General features: G+C 65.2%; 22 protein-coding genes and 1 tRNA gene. 9 read left to right on the forward strand and 14 right to left on the reverse strand.

All coding sequences use genetic code 11. From position 1 onward, the window contains the following. Positions 1–332 precede the first annotated feature (332 nt). The 9 genes from A9J21_RS19555 to cysS form a co-directional block, all read right to left on the reverse strand. Entirely contained in the window at positions 333–692 is a 360-nt protein-coding gene (locus A9J21_RS19555; protein WP_156546012.1) for a hypothetical protein, read from the reverse strand. A 587-nt stretch (positions 693–1279) separates the two neighbouring features. Then, on the reverse strand, positions 1280–1624 hold the full coding sequence (locus A9J21_RS19565) for a hypothetical protein (RefSeq protein WP_156546014.1): 345 nt from the start codon (positions 1622–1624) through the stop codon (positions 1280–1282). Positions 1625–1886: 262 nt separating this feature from the next. After that, entirely contained in the window at positions 1887–1985 is a 99-nt protein-coding gene (locus A9J21_RS32715) for a DUF6538 domain-containing protein (RefSeq protein WP_404851398.1), read from the reverse strand. Positions 1986–2175: 190 nt separating this feature from the next. Next, positions 2176–2269 (reverse strand) — tRNA-Ser (locus A9J21_RS19570). A 136-nt stretch (positions 2270–2405) separates the two neighbouring features. After that, positions 2406–3656: an aspartate kinase gene (locus A9J21_RS19575; protein ID WP_066738726.1), complete on the reverse strand. Its 1251-nt coding sequence runs from the start codon at positions 3654–3656 to the stop codon at positions 2406–2408. Positions 3657–3832: 176 nt separating this feature from the next. Beyond that, entirely contained in the window at positions 3833–5308 is a 1476-nt protein-coding gene (gene tilS, locus A9J21_RS19580) for a tRNA lysidine(34) synthetase TilS (RefSeq protein ID WP_197497531.1), read from the reverse strand. After that, the gene (locus A9J21_RS19585; protein WP_066738727.1) at positions 5274–6245 is read right to left on the reverse strand and encodes an acetyl-CoA carboxylase carboxyltransferase subunit alpha; all 972 of its coding nucleotides are present in this window, start codon (positions 6243–6245) and stop codon (positions 5274–5276) included. The genes tilS and A9J21_RS19585 overlap by 35 nt, the downstream gene beginning before the upstream one ends. A 135-nt stretch (positions 6246–6380) precedes the next feature. After that, positions 6381–7214, reverse strand: coding sequence for a DNA-3-methyladenine glycosylase (locus A9J21_RS19590; protein WP_066738729.1), 834 nt, complete (start codon positions 7212–7214; stop codon positions 6381–6383). Beyond that, positions 7211–8599 (reverse strand): cysteine--tRNA ligase, encoded by a 1389-nt coding sequence (gene cysS / locus A9J21_RS19595; protein ID WP_066738943.1) that lies wholly within the window; start codon positions 8597–8599, stop codon positions 7211–7213. The genes A9J21_RS19590 and cysS overlap by 4 nt, the downstream gene beginning before the upstream one ends. 166 nt (positions 8600–8765) lie before the next feature. Between cysS and A9J21_RS19600 the strand changes: the two genes are divergently transcribed. From A9J21_RS19600 to A9J21_RS19615, 4 genes are all read left to right on the forward strand, one after another. After that, positions 8766–9479 carry a tetratricopeptide repeat protein gene (locus A9J21_RS19600; protein ID WP_066738735.1) on the forward strand — a complete coding sequence of 238 codons (714 nt, stop codon included), beginning with the start codon at positions 8766–8768 and terminating at the stop codon, positions 9477–9479. An 80-nt stretch (positions 9480–9559) separates the two neighbouring features. Next, on the forward strand, positions 9560–10168 hold the full coding sequence (locus tag A9J21_RS19605; protein WP_066738736.1) for a peptidylprolyl isomerase: 609 nt from the start codon (positions 9560–9562) through the stop codon (positions 10166–10168). 50 nt (positions 10169–10218) lie between these two features. After that, the gene (locus A9J21_RS19610; protein ID WP_066738737.1) at positions 10219–10719 is read left to right on the forward strand and encodes a peptidylprolyl isomerase; all 501 of its coding nucleotides are present in this window, start codon (positions 10219–10221) and stop codon (positions 10717–10719) included. Positions 10720–10784: 65 nt separating this feature from the next. Continuing rightward, a complete protein-coding gene (locus tag A9J21_RS19615) occupies positions 10785–11576 on the forward strand; it encodes a UDP-2,3-diacylglucosamine diphosphatase (RefSeq protein ID WP_066738738.1) in 792 nt (263 codons plus the stop codon). 63 nt (positions 11577–11639) lie between these two features. Here A9J21_RS19615 and cysE read toward each other — a convergent pair whose 3' ends face one another. Next, a complete protein-coding gene (gene cysE / locus A9J21_RS19620) occupies positions 11640–12383 on the reverse strand; it encodes a serine O-acetyltransferase (RefSeq protein ID WP_066738739.1) in 744 nt (247 codons plus the stop codon). Positions 12384–12684: 301 nt separating this feature from the next. Beyond that, the gene (locus A9J21_RS19625; protein WP_066738744.1) at positions 12685–13581 is read right to left on the reverse strand and encodes an RNA methyltransferase; all 897 of its coding nucleotides are present in this window, start codon (positions 13579–13581) and stop codon (positions 12685–12687) included. Positions 13582–13811: 230 nt separating this feature from the next. Between A9J21_RS19625 and A9J21_RS19630 the strand changes: the two genes are divergently transcribed. Continuing rightward, positions 13812–14645: an inositol monophosphatase family protein gene (locus tag A9J21_RS19630; protein WP_066738746.1), complete on the forward strand. Its 834-nt coding sequence runs from the start codon at positions 13812–13814 to the stop codon at positions 14643–14645. Between the two features lie 12 nt (positions 14646–14657). On the opposite strand, the gene A9J21_RS19635 is transcribed toward A9J21_RS19630, so the two are convergent. Beyond that, on the reverse strand, positions 14658–15116 hold the full coding sequence (locus A9J21_RS19635) for a pilin (RefSeq protein ID WP_066738748.1): 459 nt from the start codon (positions 15114–15116) through the stop codon (positions 14658–14660). A 376-nt stretch (positions 15117–15492) separates the two neighbouring features. On the opposite strand from A9J21_RS19635, the gene A9J21_RS19640 reads away from it, so the two are divergent. From A9J21_RS19640 to A9J21_RS19650, 3 genes are all read left to right on the forward strand, one after another. Then, positions 15493–15897, forward strand: coding sequence for a type II toxin-antitoxin system HicB family antitoxin (locus A9J21_RS19640; RefSeq protein WP_066738944.1), 405 nt, complete (start codon positions 15493–15495; stop codon positions 15895–15897). A 408-nt stretch (positions 15898–16305) separates the two neighbouring features. Beyond that, positions 16306–18906 carry a DNA mismatch repair protein MutS gene (mutS, locus tag A9J21_RS19645; RefSeq protein ID WP_066738945.1) on the forward strand — a complete coding sequence of 867 codons (2601 nt, stop codon included), beginning with the start codon at positions 16306–16308 and terminating at the stop codon, positions 18904–18906. 44 nt (positions 18907–18950) lie between these two features. Further along, on the forward strand, positions 18951–19955 hold the full coding sequence (locus tag A9J21_RS19650) for a hypothetical protein (protein ID WP_404851399.1): 1005 nt from the start codon (positions 18951–18953) through the stop codon (positions 19953–19955). Between the two features lie 43 nt (positions 19956–19998). On the opposite strand, the gene A9J21_RS31660 is transcribed toward A9J21_RS19650, so the two are convergent. Both A9J21_RS31660 and A9J21_RS19655 read right to left on the reverse strand, forming a co-directional pair. After that, entirely contained in the window at positions 19999–20169 is a 171-nt protein-coding gene (locus A9J21_RS31660) for a hypothetical protein (RefSeq protein WP_156546016.1), read from the reverse strand. Further along, positions 20129–20668, reverse strand: a complete 540-nt coding sequence (locus A9J21_RS19655; protein ID WP_066738753.1) for a peptidylprolyl isomerase — start codon at positions 20666–20668, stop codon at positions 20129–20131. Before A9J21_RS19655 ends, A9J21_RS31660 begins: the two co-directional genes overlap by 41 nt. Positions 20669–20679: 11 nt before the next feature. Here A9J21_RS19655 and A9J21_RS19660 point away from each other — a divergent pair, with 11 nt between their 5' ends. Beyond that, positions 20680–21888 (forward strand): cupin domain-containing protein, encoded by a 1209-nt coding sequence (locus tag A9J21_RS19660; protein WP_197497532.1) that lies wholly within the window; start codon positions 20680–20682, stop codon positions 21886–21888. Positions 21889–21906: the final 18 nt, after the last annotated feature.

The raw sequence follows: 21906 nt of genomic DNA on the forward strand, positions 1-21906 counted from the left end.
AAAGGCGCCGCACCGCATGTGGACCTTTCTTCACCCGGAAAGGGGCATCTGCGGCGGCGAAGTCAACGCCGGAGTGTCGGCCCGCGTGACGGGGGACACCAGGACTTTTGCGTTATGGGAGTGGCGTCGAGGGCGAACCGCTGCTTCATCGGCGACGCCGGTCTTCGGAATCGCGAGGAACGGTACTGGCTTGCGCTTCGCGCCGTGACAGTGAAATGGTGACTGATCCCGCTATGTCGCCGCGCTTGACCTGCGCGCCGTCATGCCGCCGGCACCTCGCTGTCGGCGGTTTGCGCTTGCCGGAGGGGGACACGGTGGGATTGCCCTCCGCCTCACCGGCTTTCCTGGGAATCCTCTTCGCTGGCTGCCCCGTCAGGGAGTTCGCTGATAAAGACGGCCTGGTACGTGGCCAGCAGCGTCTTGACGTCTTCCAGTTGCGTCGCCGGCACGCCGGAAACCTCCAGTCTCGCCGCGCATCCATCCGGACGCTCGTCGCCGTCCGTGCCTTGCACACCGACGATTTCCACCATCAGACTGCGTAGCCCTGACAGCACGCCATCCTCGTCATGTTCGCCGCCACCTTCCGATGCCAGACGCAAGGCGACGCCAAGACCCTGGTATCGGTCAGCAAGCGCCTGACATGCGACACCCGCCGCGGAACGATCGGAAAATCCGGCAACTATCGTCGGCATGACATCTCCCGTGAAGCCGTTTCCCGCAGGCGACGCAAAATCCGGTCCAAGCCGGGCCGTTTGAAGCGCGCCTGAGGAATGCATGACTGGGAGGGATGACTACCGGAAGGGGGTACTGGCCGGGCAAGGCCACCATCCTTATCCGGACGTCACGGTGTCAGCCCGGCGCCAGGCCAAAGGGACCAACTCGCCGTGCGGCGCGGACGGGGCCGTAGTGCGCATTGCAAGTTGCGTGTAAAGGCGTTGTAGATTCGCGGCGAGCCGCGGCGGTCAGGCTCCGTGCGTCGAGCTAGCGGCTTGCGCCACCCGGCTGCCAGCCGCCCCGGAGATTGAATCGGTCCACCACCGCATTGAGGCGCACCGCCTGACTCTTGCCAATGGATGCCTTTCACCCGGCGCCATCTTCCGAAAGGGCCTGATGGTGCCCGACTACAAGGAACCGACTGTCATCTACGATGACGGCATCAACATCCAGACCACGGACCCGTCCGAGAGCAACGTTGGGTACGATTCGCCCTTCACCCCGATCCCGGGCTGATCTGCCAGCTCTATCGCTACGTTCGAACCCACACCACCACCCCGCCCCGTCACCTTGCAATCATGGCGATGCCCGATAGCGCGAGCAAGGCAGCAACAAGTGGCCGCATCACGGTCGGGCGCACTGGTGGGGGCATCTTCATGGTCAGCCGTGTAGTGAAGTGGACAATGGGGAACGACAGTACGCAGAGCAGCAGCGCGTGGGAAGACAGCCCCATGGAGAAGGCCACCAGCACCAGGCGCACGCTGGCGTTGCTGGCAAACATCACCAGCAGCGCGCGGCGGACGACGTCGGTGGTGAGCGGCTGCCGGTACAGATAGAAGACGATGGGTGGCCCCGAGGTACCAAACAGGCCGCCCATCAATCCTGACAGCGCACCGGGCTTCTCAGCCATGACAGTCCCCTAATAGTTTGTATCAGGACGCCCGACTCACGGTCAGCGGATACCAAAGCAGGCTCGTGGATGTCGGGGTCTTTCGCTTCTCGGACTGCACGGGCATCGACCGTTTAGGCCGTGGGCTGCCTATCGCGCTGCCACAGTGAGATAAGGGATTCGAGTGTCTGACCTGTTGGCGCAGGATTCGCGTTGCCGGGCTGGCCCGCGGACGCATTCTGTGGGGCAATGGCACTCTGCCCTCATGGTCTGCCACGCGTCGTCAAGCTCGACAGATAGTGCGCGCAAGGCGCTCGGCCTCGGCCCGGTTCTTCGTGCCCAGGCTGCGGATAATCTCGCGCTTGCCGCTGTGCTGCGCGATGAGGTCTAAGGAGGATTTTGCGGCGGAAGTAGTAGCCGCTGCCGCGCAGCTGGATGTTGGCCGCCATTCGGATTCTCACAGGTACCGGTGTAACACCTGCGCGGCATAGGGTACCGCCTGAATCCCGCTCCAAAAAACAAAACCCCGGAAGACCGCGATCTTCCGGGGTTCGCCGCCTATACAGATGTATTGGCGGAGACGGAGGGATTCGAACCCTCGATCCAGGTTTTGGCCCGGATGCTCCCTTAGCAGGGGAGTGCCTTCGACCTCTCGGCCACGTCTCCCAAACTTTTGTTGTGCAAGGGAGGCTGCACAACAGAGCGCGTATTCTAGCGAGGCAGTCTCGACTGGTCAATGAATTTCTCGTGACCCGTGACAAAAATCACGCCAATCCTGCCCGCCGGAATATTCAGCAGCGGATCACGCCTGATCCAGCTCGAACACCTTGTGCAGCGCGCGTACGGCGAGCTCCATGTACTTCTCGTCGATCAGCACCGAGATCTTGATTTCCGAGGTGGAGATCATCTGGATGTTGATACCCTCTTCCGACAGCGTGCGGAACATCTTGCTGGCGATGCCCACGTGCGAACGCATGCCCACGCCCACCACCGACACCTTCGACACCTTCGGGTCGCCCGACACGCTGGCGGCACCGATATGGGCCTTCACGCTGTCGTTCAGGATGGTCAGCGCGCGCTGGTAGTCGCCGCGCGGCACGGTGAACGTGAAGTCGGTCTTGCCGTCCACCGACTGGTTCTGGATGATCATGTCGACGTCGATATTGGCGTCGGCGATCGGGCCCAGGATCTGGTAGGCGATGCCCGGCTTGTCCGGCACGCCCAGCACGGTGATCTTGGCCTCGTCACGGGCAAAGGCAATGCCGGAGATGACGGCTGCTTCCATTTCAGACTCTTCCTCAAAAGTAATCAGCGTGCCCGAATGCATTTCCTGTTCGAGCGGCATCAGGGGGTCGGTCAGCGACGACAGCACGCGGGTCTTCACGCGATACTTGCCGGCGAATTCCACCGAGCGGATCTGCAGCACCTTCGAACCCAGGCTGGCCATTTCCAGCATTTCCTCGAAGGTGATCTGGTCCAGCCGGCGGGCGTCCTCGACCACGCGCGGATCAGTCGTGTACACGCCGTCCACGTCGGTATAGATCAGGCACTCGTCGGCCTCGATGGCGGCGGCGATAGCCACGGCCGAGGTATCCGAACCACCGCGACCCAGCGTGGTGATGTTGCCTTCGTCGTCGATGCCCTGGAAGCCGGTGACCACCACCACCTTGCCGGCGTCGAGGTCGCCCAGGATGCGCTCGTCATCGATCGACTCGATACGGGCCTTGGTGAAAGCCGAATCGGTCTTCACCGGCACTTGCCAGCCGGTGTAGCTGACCGCGTCGATGCCTTCGCCGTGCAGCGCGATCGCCAGCAACGCCACGCTGGCCTGCTCGCCAGTCGAGGCCAGCATGTCCAGTTCACGCGGGTCCGGCTGTGCGGAGATTTCCTTGGCAAGGCCCAGCAGGCGATTGGTCTCGCCCGACATGGCCGAAGGCACCACGACAACGCGGTGACCTGCGCGGTGCCACTTGGCCACGCGCTTGGCGACATTCTTGATGCGTTCCGTGGAACCCATCGAAGTGCCGCCGTATTTGTGAACGATGAGAGCCATCTTCTTGTCGACGCCAGCGGTTGTGCAAAGCCGATGAAATTACACCAAGAGTGGCTACCCGTAAAGGCCGAAGGGCGAAAATCCCGCAAAAACGCCACACATTCGGCGCGATTTTTATGTGAAAAATATTCACATAGCGGATTCTATCTGTCCCTATTTAACAGCCGATGGCAGGTCTAATCACCCCGTTCCGGCCCTGACAACCACGTCACGCGCCAGCGCGGCGCATGTGGCGTATCCGCCGGCCAGCGGCGATGCATGCCCAGTCCGGCGGCCAGCACAAGTGTGTCGCCGCTCCACAGCAGCGGCAGATGGGCGCGCCGCCAGGCCGGGATATCCGCCTCCTGGTACGCCTGCTTCAGCGCCCTTGCCGGGCCGCCCGGACGCAGCACGATGCGCTCCCCCCCTGCCCTGGCCGCCAGGCGCAGCGGTGCCCTCAGGATGGCCTCAGGCACGCCAAACGTGTCATCCCTGTCGAAGTGCAGCTCCCCCCGCCAGGCGGGCACCACGATGCGCGCCTCGCCGCGCCATTCGAACGCGAACGGCGCCGGCACCCCCGCAGGCACCGCGCGGCAGGCCAGCACACGATCGCGAAAGCGCCGCAGGATCAGGCCGTCGTGCGCCACGGCAGGCTCGCCACCTTCATGCTCGATCAGCTGGATACGCATTGCGGCCAGGCGGGCCGTGGATGGCGGCAACGCGCCGAGATCGCGCAGCCAGTGCCGCAGCACCGCGTCGGCATGCTCCGCAGTCAAGGCGCGCAGACCCGCTAGATCGAGCTCGGAAAGGGTATCGGCGTCGCGCCCGCTGCAGACCAGCCTGGCAAGAGACTGGGCGGCAAGCGCGTCGAGCATGCCGGCCGCCTGCGCAAAATGCGAGGCGGCCTGGGTAACGTTGTCGTATAGCGCGGGAAAGGCCTGCAGCAGCGCTGGCAACTGGGCGCGCAGGGCGTTGCGCGCAAAGCGCGTGTCAGTGTTCGAGGGATCGTCGATCCAGCGCAGGCCATGCGCTGCGCAGTAGGCATCGATGTCGGCGCGCGGCACGTCCAGCCAGGGGCGCAGCAGCCGGACCTCGCCTTCGGCATCGCCAAGGGCATCGAGGGGGCGGCTGGCCGGCATGCCAGCCATGCCGGCGACGCCGGTGCCGCGAAACAGCCGGAGCAGCACGGTTTCCACCTGGTCGTCGCGATGATGGGCGAACAGCAGCAGTCGGGCACCCTGCTCGCGGCACATCCGTCCCAGCGCCGCATGCCGGGCACGCCGCGCCGCGGCTTCGATGCCCTCGCCCGCCGTGGGTTGCACGGTCACGCGCGTGCTCGCCAGCGGCACCCGCAGGTCCGTGCACAGCGCCGCGCAGAAAAGGTCCCATTCGTCGGCCTGGGCCTGCAGCCCATGATGCACATGCAACGCCACCACGCGCGCCAGCGGGCACGCCGCGGCCAGCGCATCGCGCGTCGCGTGCAGCAGCGCCACCGAATCGCGGCCACCAGACAGCGCCACGGCTACGGTTACGGGACGGCCATCCTCAGAAACAACAAAGGCCGCACTGGCCTGAACAGCCTGTGCGACCTTGTCGGTCAGACGCGCGGTGAGGTGCGTCGAGTCTTCAGCGCTCACATCACTCCTGGGCGCCGGTTTCCTTGAATTTGCCATAGGCCATCAGGCGCTCGTGGCGGCGGGCCTGCAGTTCCTTGACGCTCATGCCCTGGAACTGGCGCAGCGATTCGGCCAGCGTGCGCTTGAGCATCGTCGCCATGCCCTTCGGATCGCGATGCGCGCCGCCCAGCGGCTCGTTCACGATCTTGTCGATCAGGCCCAGCGCCTTCAGGCGGTGCGCGGTCAGGCCCAGGGCCTCGGCCGCTTCGGGCGCCTTCTCGGCCGTCTTCCAAAGGATCGATGCGCAGCCTTCCGGCGAGATCACGGCGTACGTGGCGAACTGCAGCATCTGCACGACGTCGCCCACGGCAATCGCCAGCGCGCCGCCCGAACCGCCTTCGCCAATGATCGTGGCGATCAGGGGCACCTTCAGGCCAGCCATCACATAGAGGTTATGGCCGATGGCTTCCGACTGGCCGCGCTCCTCGGCATCGATGCCCGGGAATGCGCCCGGGGTGTCGACGAACGTGAAGATCGGCACGCCGAACTTGTCGGCCAGTTCCATCAGGCGCTTGGCCTTGCGGTAGCCCTCGGGCTTGGACATGCCGAAGTTGCGCAGCGCGCGTTCCTTCGTGTCGCGGCCCTTCTGATGGCCGATGACCATGCAGGCCTGGCCGTTGAAACGCGCCAGACCCCCAACGATCGACAGATCGTCCGCAAAGGCACGGTCGCCATGCAGTTCATGGAAGTCGGTGAAGATCTCGCGCACGTAATCCAGCGTGTACGGACGCTGGGGGTGACGCGCGATCTGCGCAACCTGCCACGGGGTCAGGTTGGCATAGATATCCTTGGTCAGCTGCTGGCTCTTGCCGGCCAGCCGCGAAATCTCTTCGGAAATATCGACAGCCGAATCGTCCTGCACAAAACGCAGTTCTTCGATCTTTGCCTCGAGCTCGGCAATCGGCTGCTCGAAATCCAGGAAGGTGGTTTTCATAAAAACGCGGACCTGTCTGTGAAGGGGCGCATTCTACCGGAAAAAATCCAGAAAACCGCCGCACAATATGTTGATTCTTATGCATATTTGGCAAGAATCAACGCCGTCACCACTGCAATCCCTCCGATCCAGTTACTAATACGTCACTGGCAACGGATCCAGACTGCGCCACATGTACCAGGTAGCCACCGTGCGCCACGGCTCCCAGTTCGCCGCCACCTCGCGCGCTTCGCTGCGAGTGACGGGTTCGCCACTGAAATAATTGGCCGAGATGGCGTTGATCAGCCCTACGTCATCGAGCGGCAACACGTTGGGACGCATCAGATTGAACATCAGGAACATCTCTGCCGTCCAGCGGCCGATGCCGCGGATCTGGGTCAGCTCGGCGATCACGGCCTCGTCATCCATGCCGGCCCACTCCTTGACATGGACAGTGCCAGCCTTGAAATGGTCCGCCAGATCGGTGATGTATTCCGCCTTGCGTTTCGACAGGCCGCATCCGGCCAGCTGCTCGGTACCGGCCTTCAGGAACTGCGCCGGCGTGACGCGCGGGCACAGCGTTACCAGGCGCTCCCACACAGACTGCGCGGCCTTGACCGAGATCTGCTGACCGACGATCGAACGGGCCAGCGTAATGAACGGATCGCCGCGCGACACCAGGTGCGCGGGCCCGTACGTAGGAATCATCTTGCGCAGGATGCGGTCGCGCTTCATCAGGTCCGCGCAGGCTTCGTCCCAGTAGGCCGGACGCACGGCGTCGACCACCGTCTCCACGGGCAGCGGAACGGCCTGCGCCTCCGGCAGGTCAGGCTTGCGCGCCTTGCCGGATGCCCTGGCCGTGGCGGGTGCCTTGGCGACGTCCCGGGCCGGCGCCTTGGCCGATACCTTGGGCGCCTGCCTGGCCGCAGTCTTGCCGGCAGGCTTCGGCGCCACGGCAACGGACTTCGGCTTGCGCACGGCAGCGTTCAAGCACGCCTCCACTCGGTGGCGCCACCCGGCTTGTCTTCCAGCACCACGCCCGCCGCCAGCAGCGCCGCGCGGATGCTGTCCGCCTCGGCGAAATTGCGCTCGGCCTTGGCCGTGCGGCGTGCGGCGATCTGCGCTTCGATCTGGTCGGCACTCAGGCCATCGGCCGCCGTGCTCCCCTGCAGGAAGGTATGCGGGTCGCGCTCCAGCAGGCCCAGCGTGCCGGCCAGCGCCTTGAGCTGGTGGGCGGCCTGGACCGATCCGGTGCGATTGACCTCGCTTGCCAGGTCGAACAGCACCGACATCGCGATCGGCGTGTTGAAGTCGTCATTCATCGCATCGGCAAAGCGCTGCGCATGCGGCTCGGCCCAGTCCACCGCGCAACCGCCGGGCTGCGTTTCCTTGAGCGCCGTGTACAGGCGCGTCAGCGCATGGCGGGCATCGTCCAGGTGGGCATCGCTGTAGTTCAGCGGGCTGCGGTAGTGCGCGCGCAGGATGAAGAAGCGTACGACTTCGGGGTCGTACTGCTTCAGGACTTCGCGGATCGTGAAGAAATTGCCAAGCGATTTCGACATCTTCTCGTCATTGATACGCACGAAGCCGTTGTGCATCCACATATTGACGAACGGCTTGCCGCTGGCGCCTTCCGACTGGGCAATCTCGTTCTCGTGGTGCGGGAACTGCAGATCGGCGCCACCACCGTGGATGTCGAAATGCTCGCCCAGCAGCGTGCAGCTCATGGCAGAGCATTCAATATGCCAGCCCGGGCGGCCACTGCCCCACTTCGAATCCCACTTGCTCTCGGGCGGCTCGCTTTCCTTGGCCGACTTCCACAGCACGAAGTCCAGCGGGTCCTGCTTGGCGTCGTTGGCGCTGACGCGTTCGCCGGCGCGCAGGTCTTCCAGCGACTTGCCTGACAGCTTGCCGTAGCCCGGAAACTTGCGCACCGAATAGTTCACGTCCCCGTCGGCGGCGTGGTAGGCCAGGCCCTTGGCCTCGAGCTTCTCGATGATGTTGAGCATCTGCGGCACGAACTCCGTGGCGCGCGGCTCGTAGTCCGGCCGGATCACGCCCAGCGCGGCAGCGTCCTCATGCATGTACTGGATGAAGCGCGTGGTCAGCTGGCCGATGGTCTCGCCGTTCTCGGCGGCGCGACGGATGATCTTGTCGTCGATATCGGTGATGTTCTGCACGTACGTCACGTCGTAGCCCGCGGCGCGCAGCCAGCGGTGCACCATATCGAACACCACCATCACGCGCGCGTGGCCCACGTGGCAGTAGTCGTACACGGTCATGCCGCACACGTACATGCGGACCTTGCCGGGTTCGATAGGCACGAAAGGCTGCTTTTCACGCGCAAGCGTGTTGTAGATGTTCAGTTGCTGCATGGAGCGATGTGATTGGGTGACGATGCGGCGCGCGCGATGGCGCACGGGCCCCATATCTTACCGGAAGCTTGTCAGGCCGGCCCGAGGCGGGTCTCGGCATTGCGCCCTGTCCTGCACGCCCTGCCGCTTTGCTAGAATGCCGCGGAGTATAACGGACCGCCCTTACATGAGCCTGCTTCTGCCCACCACCATCCTTGCAACGGCCCGCCGCGGCGCCAGCCTGTCCGCCCTCACTGCCCAGGCCGCCCTTCGCGCCGCCGGCGGCGTGCTGGCGATGACGGCGGCCCTGGCAGCCGCGCCGGCCCTGGCGCAGAACGGGCCCGTATCCATGCCAGCCCCGCCGGCACCGACCAGCGGCGTGGCGTCCACCGACCCCGGCATGGTGCCGGCGCAGAAGGCCGTCAACGACAAGCGTTACGAGGACGCCATCAAGGGCTTCGACAAGGTGCTGGCGACCAACCCGCGCAACGCCCAGGCCCGTTTCCAGCGCGCATGGGCCATGGCGCAGGCCGGCCACGAAGACGAGGCGATCCAGGCCTTTGCCGAAATGGCGCAGGACTTCCCCGAGCTGCCCGAACCGCACAACAACCTGGCCCTGCTCTACGCCAAGCGCGGCGACCTGAAGCGCGCCGAGGCCGAACTGCTGCTCGCCATCGACGCCAAGCCCGACTACGCCATCGCCTACAGCAACCTGGGCGATGTCTATCGCCGGCTGGCCGAAAAGGCTTATGGCGACGCGGTACGCCGCAACCCGGGCGACACGCGCGCCGCCGCAGGCCTGCGCCAGCTGGGCGTGGCACCGGTGGCAGCCCCGGCTTCGGCCCCGGCTGCCGCGCCCAAATCGCGCAAGGCGCCGGCCAGCGCGCCGGCGGCCCGCTAGACACCCAGGCCATGCCGGCGTCATCGGCGCCGGCAGCCTGCCCCACCTGCTCACCTGCAATGCAAGACGGAGTCCCAGAGATGACCCTTTCCCGCCGCATCGTCCTGGCTGGCCTGGTGGCCGCCACCACCGCACTGTCCCCGCTGGCCGCCCTGGCCCAGGGCGCCAGCCCGGCCGCCGCCGCGCCGAAGTCCGAGCGTGTGCAGTTCGTCACCAGCGCCGGCAAGTTCACGGTCGAGGTGTATCCCGACGCCGCTCCCAAGACCGTCGCCAACTTTATGGAATATGTGAAGAGCGGGTTCTACGGTGGCACGATCTTCCACCGCGTGATCAACGGCTTCATGGTTCAGGGCGGCGGCTTCGACCGAGACATGAAGGAAAAGCCCACGCGTGCGCCGATTCCGCTGGAAGCGCAGAATGGCCTGAAGAACAAGGCCGGCACGGTAGCCATGGCGCGTACGTCGAATCCGAATTCCGCCACTGCGCAGTTCTTCGTCAATGTGGTGGATAATCCGAACCTCGACTACCCGCAGCCGGATGGCAACGGATATGCCGTATTCGGCAAGGTGGTGGAAGGCATGGACACGATCGACAAGATCAAGACCACCCCGACCACGGCTTACGGCGCCATGCGCAACGTGCCGGCCGCGCCCATCGTGATCGAGTCCGCCACCGTCGTCACCAAGTAAGGCCGCGCGCACCGCGCGTGGTCATAACCGTCACCGAACAGAGGTAACCCATGAGCAAGGTACAACTCCAAACGACGCAAGGCGTCATCACGATCGAACTGGACGCCGAGAAGGCCCCGAAATCGGTCGAGAACTTCCTGTCGTACGTGCGCAAGGGCCACTATGACAACACGGTCTTTCATCGCGTGATCAAGAACTTCATGATCCAGGGCGGCGGCTTCGAGCCGGGCATGAAGCAGAAGGACACCGATGCCCCGATCGAGAACGAGGCCGGCAATGGCCTGAAGAACGACCGCTACACGGTTGCCATGGCCCGCACCAACGCGCCGCACTCGGCCACGGCCCAGTTCTTCATCAACGTGGTGGACAACGACTTCCTGAACTTCAGCTCGCCCACGCCGCAAGGCTTCGGCTATGCCGTGTTCGGCAAGGTCGTGGAAGGCACCGACGTCGTGGACGCCATCAAGGGCGTGCGCACGGGCAGCTCGGGCTTCCACCAGGACGTGCCGGTGGACGACGTGGTGATCCAGAAGGCCACCATCGTCGAATAATCCGGCGACAACGTTCCTTTCGATGGCGGCATGCCGCTCGTGGTGAACACACCTCTCCGACACGCATGACCGCATCCGACCGCACGCCGGCGGCCGCACCGATCGAGGTGCAGGCGCCGGCGTGGTTCATTTCCGACCTGCACCTGACACCCGGCATGCCGCGCACGCTGGCCGCCTTCCAGCGCGTGCTGGACCAGGCCGCGCGGCAGGCACGCACGCTGTTCATCCTGGGCGACTTCTTCGAATTCTGGGTGGGCGACGAGGAAACCGAAACGCCGTTCGCGGCAGAGGTGGCGGCCGCCTTGCGCCGGCTGGCCAATGCCGGGGTGCCGGTCTACCTGATGCACGGCAATCGCGATTTCCTGATTGGCCGGCGTTTTGCCGATGCGGCCGGCGCCACGTTGCTGCCGGACCCTTCGATCATCCATTGCGCCGGGCAGCGTGTGGTACTGAGCCACGGCGACATGCTCTGCACCGACGATCCACGCTACAACCGTTTCCGCCACTGGACCCGCAAGGGCTGGGTGCAGCGGCTGTTCCTGGCGCTGCCGCTTGCCACGCGGCTGAAGATCGCGCGCCGCCTGAGGTCCGACAGCGAGTCCGGACGAGCGCGCCAGGCCGCAGGCGCCGCGCCGCCAGACTATGGCGATGCGGCACCGGCTGCCGTCGATGCCCTGCTGGCATCAAGCGGCGCTCCTACCCTGATACACGGCCACACGCACCGGCCGGCCCGCCATGCGCATGCGCGCGGCGACCGCTGGGTGCTGACCGACTGGGACCTCGATGGCCGCCATCCTCGCGCGGCCGTGCTGCAGCTGGACACCGGCGGCTTCACGTTGCTGTCGCAGGTGGATTGACGATGCGGTCGGCCCCGCGAACCACACCGCGCCGCTCGGCGTGCCAGTCAGTCGCCCGCACGCCTATTTCATCAACTTGCGTAATTCGCTCGCGTCAAAGCGGTCGTTCGGGGTGTTCTCGAGATGCTCGCCGAGCCGGTCGAGCGCGGCCAGCACGGCCTCGATGCGGTCATGTTGCTTGGCCGCGTTGTCGATCAGGCTCTTGAGCGCCAGCGATACCGGATCGTCGGCGTTCGGCGTGATGCCGTAGGCCGAGAACTCCTGCTTTGCGCCCTGCTGCTGCGGCGGCGCGTCGGGCATGATGATGCGGGCCGGAATGCCCACCGCGGTAGCGCCCGGCGGCACCGGCTTGAGCACCACGGCATTGGAACCCACGCGGGCACCATCGCCCACCTCGAATCCGCCCAGCACCTTGGCGCCGGCACTGACCACCACGCCGGCACCCAGCGTTGGATGGCGCTTCTGGCCCTTGTAGAGCGACGTACCGCCCAGCGTCACGCCTTGGTAGATCGTGCAGTCATCGCCAATTTCGGCAGTTTCCCCAATCACCACACCCATGCCGTGATCGATGAATACGCGGCGGCCAAGCCTGACCGCCGGATGGATCTCGATCCCGGTCAGCCAGCGCGACCAGTGCGAGATCCAGCGGCCGAGCCAGTGGAATCCACTGCCCCAGCACGCGTGGGCCACGCGATGGAAAATCACGGCGTGCAGCCCCGGATAGCAGGTCAGCACCTCCAGGCGGCTGCGTGCGGCGGGGTCGCGCCGCATGATGGCATCGATATCTTCCTTCAGGCGAGTGAACATCTTCGTCGTGTCGTGTTGCCGCGCCGATGCGCCGTTCGCCCAACGTGCGAACGGTCGCCGGCGCGGTCAGGAGCCGGTCTTGTGCTTCTGGATTGCGTGGGGGACGGCCTGGGCGCGTGCGAGCAGGGAGTGTAAGAGATTTGTGCGCCTGCCGCCGGGCCCTGAGGCCATCAGGGCTTTTCGGGTCGCGACGGCTTCAACATCGCGGCGTCTGACCAACGCACGCGCGAACGCCGGTCTGCCCGGGGGTCGGGCCAGTGGAATCGTTGCGCATGTCGTATGCCGGGATGGAAATCACGGTTCAGCTTTCCTTGTTGCCGTCTGTCTGCCTGCCCTGCCTGCCGGCCCTGTCGTCGCCATCGCTCGCCAGCAGCATGCGCTTGGCGATGCCACGCAGGATGTTGACCTCTTCGCGTTCGAGTCCGGCCCGGGCGAACATTCGCCGCAGACGCGGCATCAGCTTGCGCGGATTGTCCGGATCGAGAAATCCGATGGCCACCAGCCCGGCCTGGAGATGGCCGAACATCGATTCGACCTGTTCCGCCGTGGCAGGCTCACCAGCATAGCCGATATTCGGCGCCCCGTCCGATGCCTCGCCCGCCACCGCCTGCCCTTCCAGCAATGCCAGCCGCATCTCGTAGGCGATCAGCTGCACCGCCTGCGCCAGGTTCAGCGACGCGTAGGCAGGGTTGGCCGGAATATGGGTCACCGCCGAACAGCGCAGCACGGCGTCGTTGGGCAATCCGTAGCGCTCGTTGCCGAATACGAAGGCAATGATGCCGCCACCATCGGCTGCCAGCACAGCCTGACCCCGTGCGGCGGCGGCACGCGGCAGCAGGCGCGGCGGACCGAATTCACGCTGCCGGGCGGTCATCGCCACGGTGAACGCCGTGCCAGCCAGCGCGCTTTCCACATCCTCGATAATGCGGGCGCCAGCCAGCACGTCGTCGGCGCCGCTGGCCAACGCCACGGCTTCCGGGTGCGTCAGCACGCCGGGCTCGCGCGGCGACACCAGCACCAGGCTGCCGGGCTGGCCGCCAAAGCCCATGGTCTTCATCGCCCGCGCCACCGAACCGACGTTGCCCGGGTGGCTGGTTTCCACCAGCACCACGCGCACACGCGAAAATATGTCTGCCGCGCCACTTTCGGTGGCCGCTACGGAAATGGGTTCAGCCTGCGAGTTCAATGCTTCAGTCATGTGGGATGCCCCTGCCGCGGCGTTTGCCGCCGTCGGCTCGTACAGCGGGCCGGGTTCCTATACAATGGCGCCTTCCAATTGCGGTGCGGCGCCCAACAGGGCGACGCCCCTCGTTCTTCTACAATCTGTTGTGCTGTTCGGCCAATGCCGGGCGGTTCGCGCGCCCTTCACCCATTGCCGGTGGATGCCGCCGTCGCGAATCATGTCCCGCGCGGCCCCTGGAGAGATTCATGCATCCGATGCTTAATATCGCCGTCAAGGCGGCCCGCAAGGCGGGATCCATCATCAACCGCGCGTCGATCGACGTCGACCTGGTCCGCGTTTCGCGCAAACAGCACAACGATTTCGTGACCGAAGTCGATCGCGCGGCCGAAGCCGCCATCATCGAGGTCATCCGCACCGCCTACCCCGAGCACGCCATTCTAGCGGAAGAGTCCGGCCAGTCCTGGGCCGAGGGCGACGACCAGCACGAATTCACCTGGGTGATCGATCCGCTGGACGGCACCACCAACTTCATTCACGGCTTCCCTCAATACGCAGTATCGATCGGCCTGCTGCACAAGGGCGTGCCCTCGCAGGCTGTGGTCTACGATCCTACGCGCGACGAACTGTTCACGGCCAGCAAGGGCGCCGGCGCGTTCCTGAACAACCGCCGCATCCGCGTGACCCGCCGCGACAAGCTCGCCGACTGCCTGATCGGCACGGGCTTCCCGTTCCGTGACCTGGAAGGGATGGACGAATACCTTGAAATTTTTGCGCTGATGACGCGCAGCTGCGCCGGCCTGCGTCGCCCGGGCGCCGCCGCGCTGGACCTGGCCTACGTGGCATGCGGCCGCCTGGACGCATTCTTCGAGCGCGGCCTGAAGCCGTGGGACATGGCTGCCGGCATGCTGCTGATCACCGAGGCCGGTGGCCTGGTGGGCAACTACAACGGCGAATCGCGCCAGATGGAACAGGGCGAAGTGATGGCCGGCAACCCGAAGGCGTTCGCGCAGATGGTACGTCTGCTGTCGCCGTATTCGCTGGACAACGTCAAGCCGTCGCTGAAGCCGATCGGCGAGTAAGCGCCCCGGCCGCTAGCTGGTCGAATCGATGAAACACGCGGTGGGCAGTTGCTGCGGCGTCACGGCGTCGCTGCCAACCCGCACCGCGCAGTTCCACGTGCCGTTGGCCAGGCGGCCCACCGTCAGGCGCGTGCCCCTGACCGCCGGATGCACGTCACCATCAAGCGTGACGACGATACTGCCGGAGCCGTCCGCGTTGAAGTCGAACCGGTTTGGCGTGGTGGTCAGTTGTGACCGGATATAGCCAAGCGACACGACCGGATCCGGAAATGAGTTCTGGCCGTTCTGCAGCCGCTCTTCCACCGGAATCTTGTACGCCGATGCCTCCCAGTAGGCGCGGCCGATCTCGGCCTTCACCACAAAGCCCTGATAGGTGGGAATGGCGATCGCGGCAAGAATGCCCACGATCGCCACCACGATCATCAGCTCGATCAGCGTGAATCCGCGATGAGGCGATGGCCGCCAGGCCATCCTCCCCACCGGGCCCCCTGCCCCAGGCCTCCCCTGCCATTTTCCCGTCTTTGCTTTTTTCATCTTGCGACCCGTCATGTTGCCGGCCTCTGCGTGCCGGTACGCCCTGACTTATCCAAGGACCGTGCCAGGCCGATATGGCGTCGCGAGTGACAGTTTTTGTCGGAAACATCTGGTTACATATGGCAATGACTGACAGGTTTGCAGCGCGCTGCGCGGCCGGGTGACAAATCTCGTCGCCAGCACCTCACTTTGAGAATCCGGCCCAGGACTTCTTGATCTGCTCCGCCTAGAGTCTCCCTTCATACACAAACGAGTTGCACCCCCTTATCGTCGTGTGTATTTTTACACACGGATCGCCATGGAGAACAACGATATGGAATTTCCGATTGCCATTCACAAGGATCCCGAGCGCATTCACGGCGTGACGGTGCCTGACGTGCCGGGCTGCTACGCATCGGGCGACACCATTGAGGACGCCATCCGCAATGCGCGCGAGGCGATCATCAGCCACTTCGAGGTGCTGCTGTCACTGGGCGAGGAGACCAGGCTGACGGCCACGCCGATCGCCGAACTGGCGGAGCGGCCCGAATTTGCGGAGGCGGTCTGGGCGCTGGCAGACGTCGACTTGACTCGGCTCGACAACCGGCCCGAGCGCATCAACATCAGCCTGCCCCGCTTTGTACTGCACAGGATCGACACCTTCGTCGGCGCCCGCCATGAGACGCGCAGCGGCTTTCTGGCCCGCGCGGCGCTGGAAGCCATGGCCAACGACGCATGAGTCGGCGCAAAAGCCCCCTAACTTCCGAGCAAAAATGAGAATCCGGGACGAAGTTCCGGGATGGGCTGGCAGTAAAATGCCGCTTTGCGCCGCGGTCGGGAACAGGCCGGTGACGCCGGGACAACTCCCGGGCGTCTGACCGAAGAACTGCCTGCCGCGCGGCAACCGATATACCGGCGGCCCCGATGTGGCGCCGCCCGAGAGGAATGCATGTCCGCTGAAGCCGTTTCCAACCCGTCCACGACCTCGCCCGACGACTCGCCGCGTGAGGATGACATCCGCGAAGCCGGCAACGGAGCCCTTGCTGCCGACGCCCTGGCTGCCGCCGAAGGCACGACTCCGCGCAACGGAAAGGCGGGCAGGTCGGACAAGGCCGATAAAACAGACAAGGCCGAAAAACACACGCCCATGATGCTGCAGTATCTGCGGATCAAGGCGGACCATCCGGACACGCTGCTCTTCTACCGGATGGGCGATTTCTACGAACTGTTCCATGACGATGCCGAGAAGGCCGCCCGCCTGCTCGACATCACGCTGACGTCGCGCGGCCAGTCTGGCGGCGTGCCGATCCGCATGGCCGGCATTCCGTTCCACTCGGTCGACCAGTACCTGGCACGCCTGGTCAAACTTGGCGAATCGGTGGCGATCTGCGAGCAGATTGGCGATCCTGCCACCAGCAAGGGCCCGGTCGAGCGCAAGGTGGTACGCATCGTCACGCCGGGCACGCTGACCGACGCGGCGCTGCTGCCCGAGAAGACCGACAGCTATCTGATGGCCGTGCACCAGCAAACCACGCGCCGCGGCATCAGCAAGACGGGCCTGGCGTGGCTGAACCTGGCAAGCGGCGAACTGCGCCTGATGGAATGCGATGCAGCCCAGCTCTCGCGCGAACTGGAACGCATCCGTCCGGCGGAACTGCTTTACGCGGACGGGATCGACCTGCCGGTACTGCCGTGCGCCCGCACCCGCCTGCCCGAATGGCACTTCGACCAGGACGCCGGCACCCGCCGGCTGCGCGAGCAGATTGGCGTGGCCAGCCTGGAACCGTTTGGCTGCGCCGGACTGGGTGCCGCCCTGGGCGCGGCGGGCGCACTGCTCAACTATGCCGCCACCACGCAGGGCCAATCGCTGCGCCACGTGCAGGGCGTGACCGTCGAGCGGGAGTCCGAGTTCGTCGGGCTGGACACGGCCACCCGGCGCAATCTCGAATTGACCGAAACGCTGCGCGGCGGCGAGTCGCCGACGCTGTTTTCGCTGCTCGACACCTGTTCCACGACGATGGGCAGCCGCGCGCTGCGCCACTGGCTGCATCACCCGCTGCGCGACCCGGCACTGCCACGCGCGCGGCAGCAGGCCATCGGCGTACTGATCGCCCAGGATCCGGAAAGCGTGCGCACCACCCTGCGCCGGCTGTGCGATGTCGAACGCGTCACGGCGCGCCTGGCGCTGCTGTCCGCACGCCCCCGCGACCTGTCGTCGCTGCGCGACACGCTCAAGGCGCTGCCCGCCGTGCAGGCCAGTGTTGTCGCCGCGCACGAATCGCCGTTGCTTGCGCAGACGATCGACGAACTCGAAGTCCCGGCTGACTGCCTGACGCTGTTGACACGTGCAGTGGCCGAGGAGCCGTCGACGGTGATCCGCGACGGTGGCGTGATCGCGCGCGGCTACGATGCCGAGCTTGATGAACTGCGCGACATTTCGGAAAACTGCGGCCAGTTCCTGATCGAACTGGAGACGCGGGAACGCCAACGTACCGGCATTTCGAACCTGCGCGTCGAGTACAACCGCGTGCATGGCTTCTATATCGAGGTGACAAACGGCCAGGCCGACAAGGTCCCCGACGACTATCGCCGCCGCCAGACGCTGAAGAACGCCGAACGCTACATCACGCCGGAACTCAAGGCCTTCGAGGACAAGGCATTGTCCGCGCAGGACCGCGCATTGGCACGCGAGAAACAGCTTTACGAAGCATTGCTGCAGGCGCTGCTGCCTCATATCGGCGGCCTGCAACGCGTGGCGGGCGCCCTGGCCCGGCTCGACGTGCTGACTACGCTGGCCGAGCGTGCCCGAACGCTCGACTGGACCCAGCCCGAGCGCGTCAGCGAAAACGTGGTCGACATCGCCCAGGGCCGGCATCCGGTGGTGGAAGGCCAGCTGGCGGCGGAATCGGTGGCCTTCATCGCCAACGACTGCCAACTCAACGAGGCGCGCAAGCTGCTGCTGATTACCGGCCCGAACATGGGCGGTAAGTCGACCTTCATGCGTCAGACTGCACTGATCGTGCTGCTGGCCTGCGTAGGCGCCTGGGTGCCGGCGCGGCAAGCCAGGATCGGGCCGATCGACCGCATCTTCACGCGGATCGGTGCCGCCGACGACCTTGCCGGCGGGCGGTCGACCTTCATGGTGGAAATGACCGAGGCGGCCGGCATCCTCCATAACGCCACGCCATCGAGCCTGGTGCTGATGGACGAAATCGGCCGAGGCACGTCAACGTTCGACGGCCTGGCGCTGGCATGGGCGATTGCCCGCCACCTGCTGTCGCACAACCGCAGCCACACGCTGTTCGCCACGCACTACTTCGAGCTCACGCAACTGCCACAGGAATTTTCGCAGGCGGCAAACGTCCATCTTTCCGCCGTGGAGCACGGCGACGGCATCGTCTTCCTGCATGCCGTGCAGGATGGCCCGGCCAGCCAGAGCTACGGCCTGCAGGTAGCGCAACTGGCGGGGGTGCCGCAACCGGTGATTCGCGCCGCGCGCAAGCACCTGGCCTGGCTGGAACAACAGTCGGCCGATGCCACGCCCACGCCGCAGATGGACCTGTTCGCGGCACCGGCCACGCCGCTGGACGACGACGACGCGGCACCAGCCATGGCAACCGCGTCGGCCGAGCAGACAGCCGCGCTCGATGCGCTGGCCGATATCGATCCGGACAGCCTGTCGCCACGCGACGCGCTGGAGGCACTGTATCGGCTCAAGGCCATTGCGGAATCCGCTGCCAAAGCATGAGCGCCACGCACGGCTCCGGACGCGTGGCCCTGGCAGCGGCCGTCATGGCGGGCTTTGTCTGCCTGATGTCGCCAGGCGCTGCCGAGGCGGCACGTACCAGCAAGGTGACGCCGCCACCAGCGCCAGCCGTACAGCTCACGCGCATGGCGTTGATTGCCGACCTGCCGCAATGGCCGGCGGCGGAAGCCGATATGGCTGCCCTGTTCGACCAGATGAACGCGCGGCAGGTGGCGTTGATCATTCATGCCGGCGGCATCAAGGGTGACACGGAATCCTGCGGCGATGCCGTGCTGGGCGCGCGGCTGCGGGCCCTCGACGACTCGCCCGCGCCCGTGCTTTACGTCCCCGGAGAAACGGACTGGGCGGAATGCCAGAAGCCGGTCAATGGCAGATTCGATGCGGTCGAGCGGCTTAACCGGTTGCGCGAACTGTTCTTCCCGGTCGATGCCACGCTCGGCCGGCGCACGATTCCGGTGGTGCGCCAGTCGGATCAGGCCATGTTCCGCAGCTTTCGCGAGAACGTGCGACTGGTGGAAGGCAACGTGATGGTGGTCGGGCTGAACCTGCCCGGCGACAACAATCACTATCGCAGCGAAGGCGGCCGCAATGGCGAGTTCGAGGACCGCCGCGAAGCCAACCGGCAATGGCTGGGGCGGGCATTCTCGGTGGCTACCCAGCGCGACCTGCCAGGCATCCTCGTGGTGGCCCATGCCGACCCGATGTTCGGCAACGGGTGGGAAAAACGTGGCAAGCCATCGCTGCTCGACGGATTCCTGCGCCGCGGCACACGCGACGGCTATCTGGAATTCAAGCGGCAACTGCGCGACCTGACGGCCAAGTTTCCAGGCCAGGTGTTGCTCGTGCATGCCAGCGACAGTGGCTTCAGCGTCGACAAGCCGTTGCGAGACACTGCCGGCAAGGTGATAGGTAACTTTACGCGCGTGGCATTGCCCATCGGCAATCCGTCACGCTGGGTCGAATTGACCGTTAGTCCCGGCACGCGGTCGGTGTTCCAGGTGGAAGTCCAGGACGGCCCCAAACCGAACTAGAACGGCCGGAACGGTTTGGTTGGTGGGCGCCGATTGACATGCGTCAGGCATCCGGTTCATCGCCTTCCCCGGGGCCGGGCCAGTTCAAATAGAAAAAGCCGGCAAATGCCGGCTTTTCCATGTTCGCGATGACCTGTCGCGTATCGCTCGACTGGCGCAAATCCAGTATCAGATCAGTGCAGCGTGCGCGGGCTGTCGCCTTCGCCGCCTTCATCCTCGTCTTCGTCGACGACTTCGATGCCCGAAGCGCCGTGCGCGTGACCGTGTTCCACTTCCTCGGCGGTGGCTTCACGCACCTCGGAGACCTTCAGCCAGAAACGCAGCGCCATGCCGGCCAGCGGGTGGTTGCCGTCAAGCACGACCTTGTCTTCGGCAACGTCGGTCACCGTGTAGATGATCGAATCTTCGTCGTCACCGTCTTCGGGCACGCCTTCAAATTGCATGCCAACTTCCAGCGGCTCAGGGAAGCGATCGCGCGGCTCGACCTTCACCAGTTCGGCATCATAGTCGCCGAACGCTTCTTCGGGCTCCAGCTGCAGCTCGGTCTCGAAGCCGGCATCGTGGCCGTCCAGCGCTTCCTCGATCTTGGGGAACGTGCCATCATACCCGCCGTGCAAATAGACCATGGGCTCATCGGATTCCTCGATGAGATTGCCCTGCGCGTCCGACAGCTTGTACACAACGGACACCACCGTGTTCTTAGCGATTTTCAATTCTTGACTCCATGAGCGATTCCGCATTATACGCGCAGGCCCTGCCTGCGGGCCCGATTGATCCCGACGCTCCGCTCACGCTGCTCGGGGGCATGACGCCCGCGGCATTCATGCGTGACGTCTGGCACCGCAAACCATTGCTGATTCGACAGGCCGTGCCCGGAATCGTGCCTCCTGTGTCGCGCGAAGCGCTTTTTGAACTGGCCGACCGGGACGATGTGGAATCGCGCCTGGTGTCGTACTTTCGCAACCGCTGGAAGCTCGAACATGGTCCTTTCGCCGAGGACAACCTGCCGTCACGCAAGTCTGGCAAGTGGACACTGCTGGTGCAGGGTGTGAACCTGCACAACCGCGCAGCTGCCGACTTGATGAGCCAGTTCCGCTTCGTGCCCGACGCGCGGCTCGACGACGTCATGATCAGCTACGCCACCGATGGCGGCGGCGTCGGCCCCCACTTCGATTCGTACGACGTTTTCCTGCTGCAAGTATCGGGCCGGCGCCGCTGGCGTATTTCGTCACAGACGAAGCTCGACCTGATACCCGACGTGCCGCTCAAGATCCTGTCGGACTTCAGCACAGAACAGGAGTGGGTGCTCGAACCCGGCGACATGCTGTACCTGCCCCCGCAGTACGCCCACGATGGCGTCGCCGAGGGCGAGTGCATGACCGCGTCGATCGGCTTCCGCGCACCGGCCTACCGCGAACTGGCGGGCCACTTCCTGGCCTGGCTGTCTGAGACGGTCGAGGGCAACGAAGACCTGGACGGCCGCTACGCCGATGCCGGCGAGGCAGCTACGGCCACCCCGGCCCAGCTTCCCGCCGGCCTGGCGCGCGCCGTGGCCGACCGCCTGCAGGCACTGAAATGGGACAAGGGCATGGTGTCCGAATTCCTGGGCTCGTACCTGTCGGAGCCCAAGCAATCGGTCCAATTCGACGAAGTTACGGAAATCAGCCTCAAGCAGTACACGAAGCTTGCCAAGGCACATGGCGTGGTCCTTGCTCCGGCCTCCATTGCGCTCTACGACCGCACGCACTTCTTCCTGAACGGCGAGGCGTACGAACCACCGCCCGCACTGGCGAAATGGCTGCGCCGGCTGGCAGACCTGCGCCAGCTCACTGCCGAGGAGGTCTCGGCGTGCGCAGCACTTCCGGACCTCATGGACACATTTCACGACTGGGCCATGGAAGGCTGGTTGCAGATCGCGCCGGCAGGTGTGTAATTTTGCGTAACAGAATGA

Source organism: Cupriavidus sp. D384, assembly GCF_001652915.1.
GTDB lineage: Bacteria > Pseudomonadota > Gammaproteobacteria > Burkholderiales > Burkholderiaceae > Cupriavidus.

What these genes read in the sequence shown, in the direction of transcription:
- A9J21_RS19555 (WP_156546012.1), bottom strand. Translation starts at nt 692, where the DNA reads ATGCCGACGATAGTTGCCGGATTTTCCGATCGTTCCGCGGCGGGTGTC.
- tilS (WP_197497531.1), bottom strand. Translation starts at nt 5,308, where the DNA reads ATGGCAAATTCAAGGAAACCGGCGCCCAGGAGTGATGTGAGCGCTGAA.
- cysE (WP_066738739.1), bottom strand. Translation starts at nt 12,383, where the DNA reads ATGTTCACTCGCCTGAAGGAAGATATCGATGCCATCATGCGGCGCGAC.
- A9J21_RS19650 (WP_404851399.1), top strand. Translation starts at nt 18,951, where the DNA reads ATGGCGGGCTTTGTCTGCCTGATGTCGCCAGGCGCTGCCGAGGCGGCA.
- A9J21_RS19660 (WP_197497532.1), top strand. Translation starts at nt 20,680, where the DNA reads ATGAGCGATTCCGCATTATACGCGCAGGCCCTGCCTGCGGGCCCGATT.
- A9J21_RS31660 (WP_156546016.1), bottom strand. Translation starts at nt 20,169, where the DNA reads ATGAAGGCGGCGAAGGCGACAGCCCGCGCACGCTGCACTGATCTGATA.
- A9J21_RS19600 (WP_066738735.1), top strand. Translation starts at nt 8,766, where the DNA reads ATGAGCCTGCTTCTGCCCACCACCATCCTTGCAACGGCCCGCCGCGGC.
- mutS (WP_066738945.1), top strand. Translation starts at nt 16,306, where the DNA reads ATGATGCTGCAGTATCTGCGGATCAAGGCGGACCATCCGGACACGCTG.
- A9J21_RS19630 (WP_066738746.1), top strand. Translation starts at nt 13,812, where the DNA reads ATGCATCCGATGCTTAATATCGCCGTCAAGGCGGCCCGCAAGGCGGGA.
- A9J21_RS19610 (WP_066738737.1), top strand. Translation starts at nt 10,219, where the DNA reads ATGAGCAAGGTACAACTCCAAACGACGCAAGGCGTCATCACGATCGAA.
- A9J21_RS19635 (WP_066738748.1), bottom strand. Translation starts at nt 15,116, where the DNA reads ATGGCCTGGCGGCCATCGCCTCATCGCGGATTCACGCTGATCGAGCTG.
- A9J21_RS19575 (WP_066738726.1), bottom strand. Translation starts at nt 3,656, where the DNA reads ATGGCTCTCATCGTTCACAAATACGGCGGCACTTCGATGGGTTCCACG.
- A9J21_RS19605 (WP_066738736.1), top strand. Translation starts at nt 9,560, where the DNA reads ATGACCCTTTCCCGCCGCATCGTCCTGGCTGGCCTGGTGGCCGCCACC.
- A9J21_RS19585 (WP_066738727.1), bottom strand. Translation starts at nt 6,245, where the DNA reads ATGAAAACCACCTTCCTGGATTTCGAGCAGCCGATTGCCGAGCTCGAG.
- A9J21_RS19565 (WP_156546014.1), bottom strand. Translation starts at nt 1,624, where the DNA reads ATGGCTGAGAAGCCCGGTGCGCTGTCAGGATTGATGGGCGGCCTGTTT.
- A9J21_RS19640 (WP_066738944.1), top strand. Translation starts at nt 15,493, where the DNA reads ATGGAATTTCCGATTGCCATTCACAAGGATCCCGAGCGCATTCACGGC.
- A9J21_RS19615 (WP_066738738.1), top strand. Translation starts at nt 10,785, where the DNA reads ATGACCGCATCCGACCGCACGCCGGCGGCCGCACCGATCGAGGTGCAG.
- cysS (WP_066738943.1), bottom strand. Translation starts at nt 8,599, where the DNA reads ATGCAGCAACTGAACATCTACAACACGCTTGCGCGTGAAAAGCAGCCT.
- A9J21_RS19625 (WP_066738744.1), bottom strand. Translation starts at nt 13,581, where the DNA reads ATGACTGAAGCATTGAACTCGCAGGCTGAACCCATTTCCGTAGCGGCC.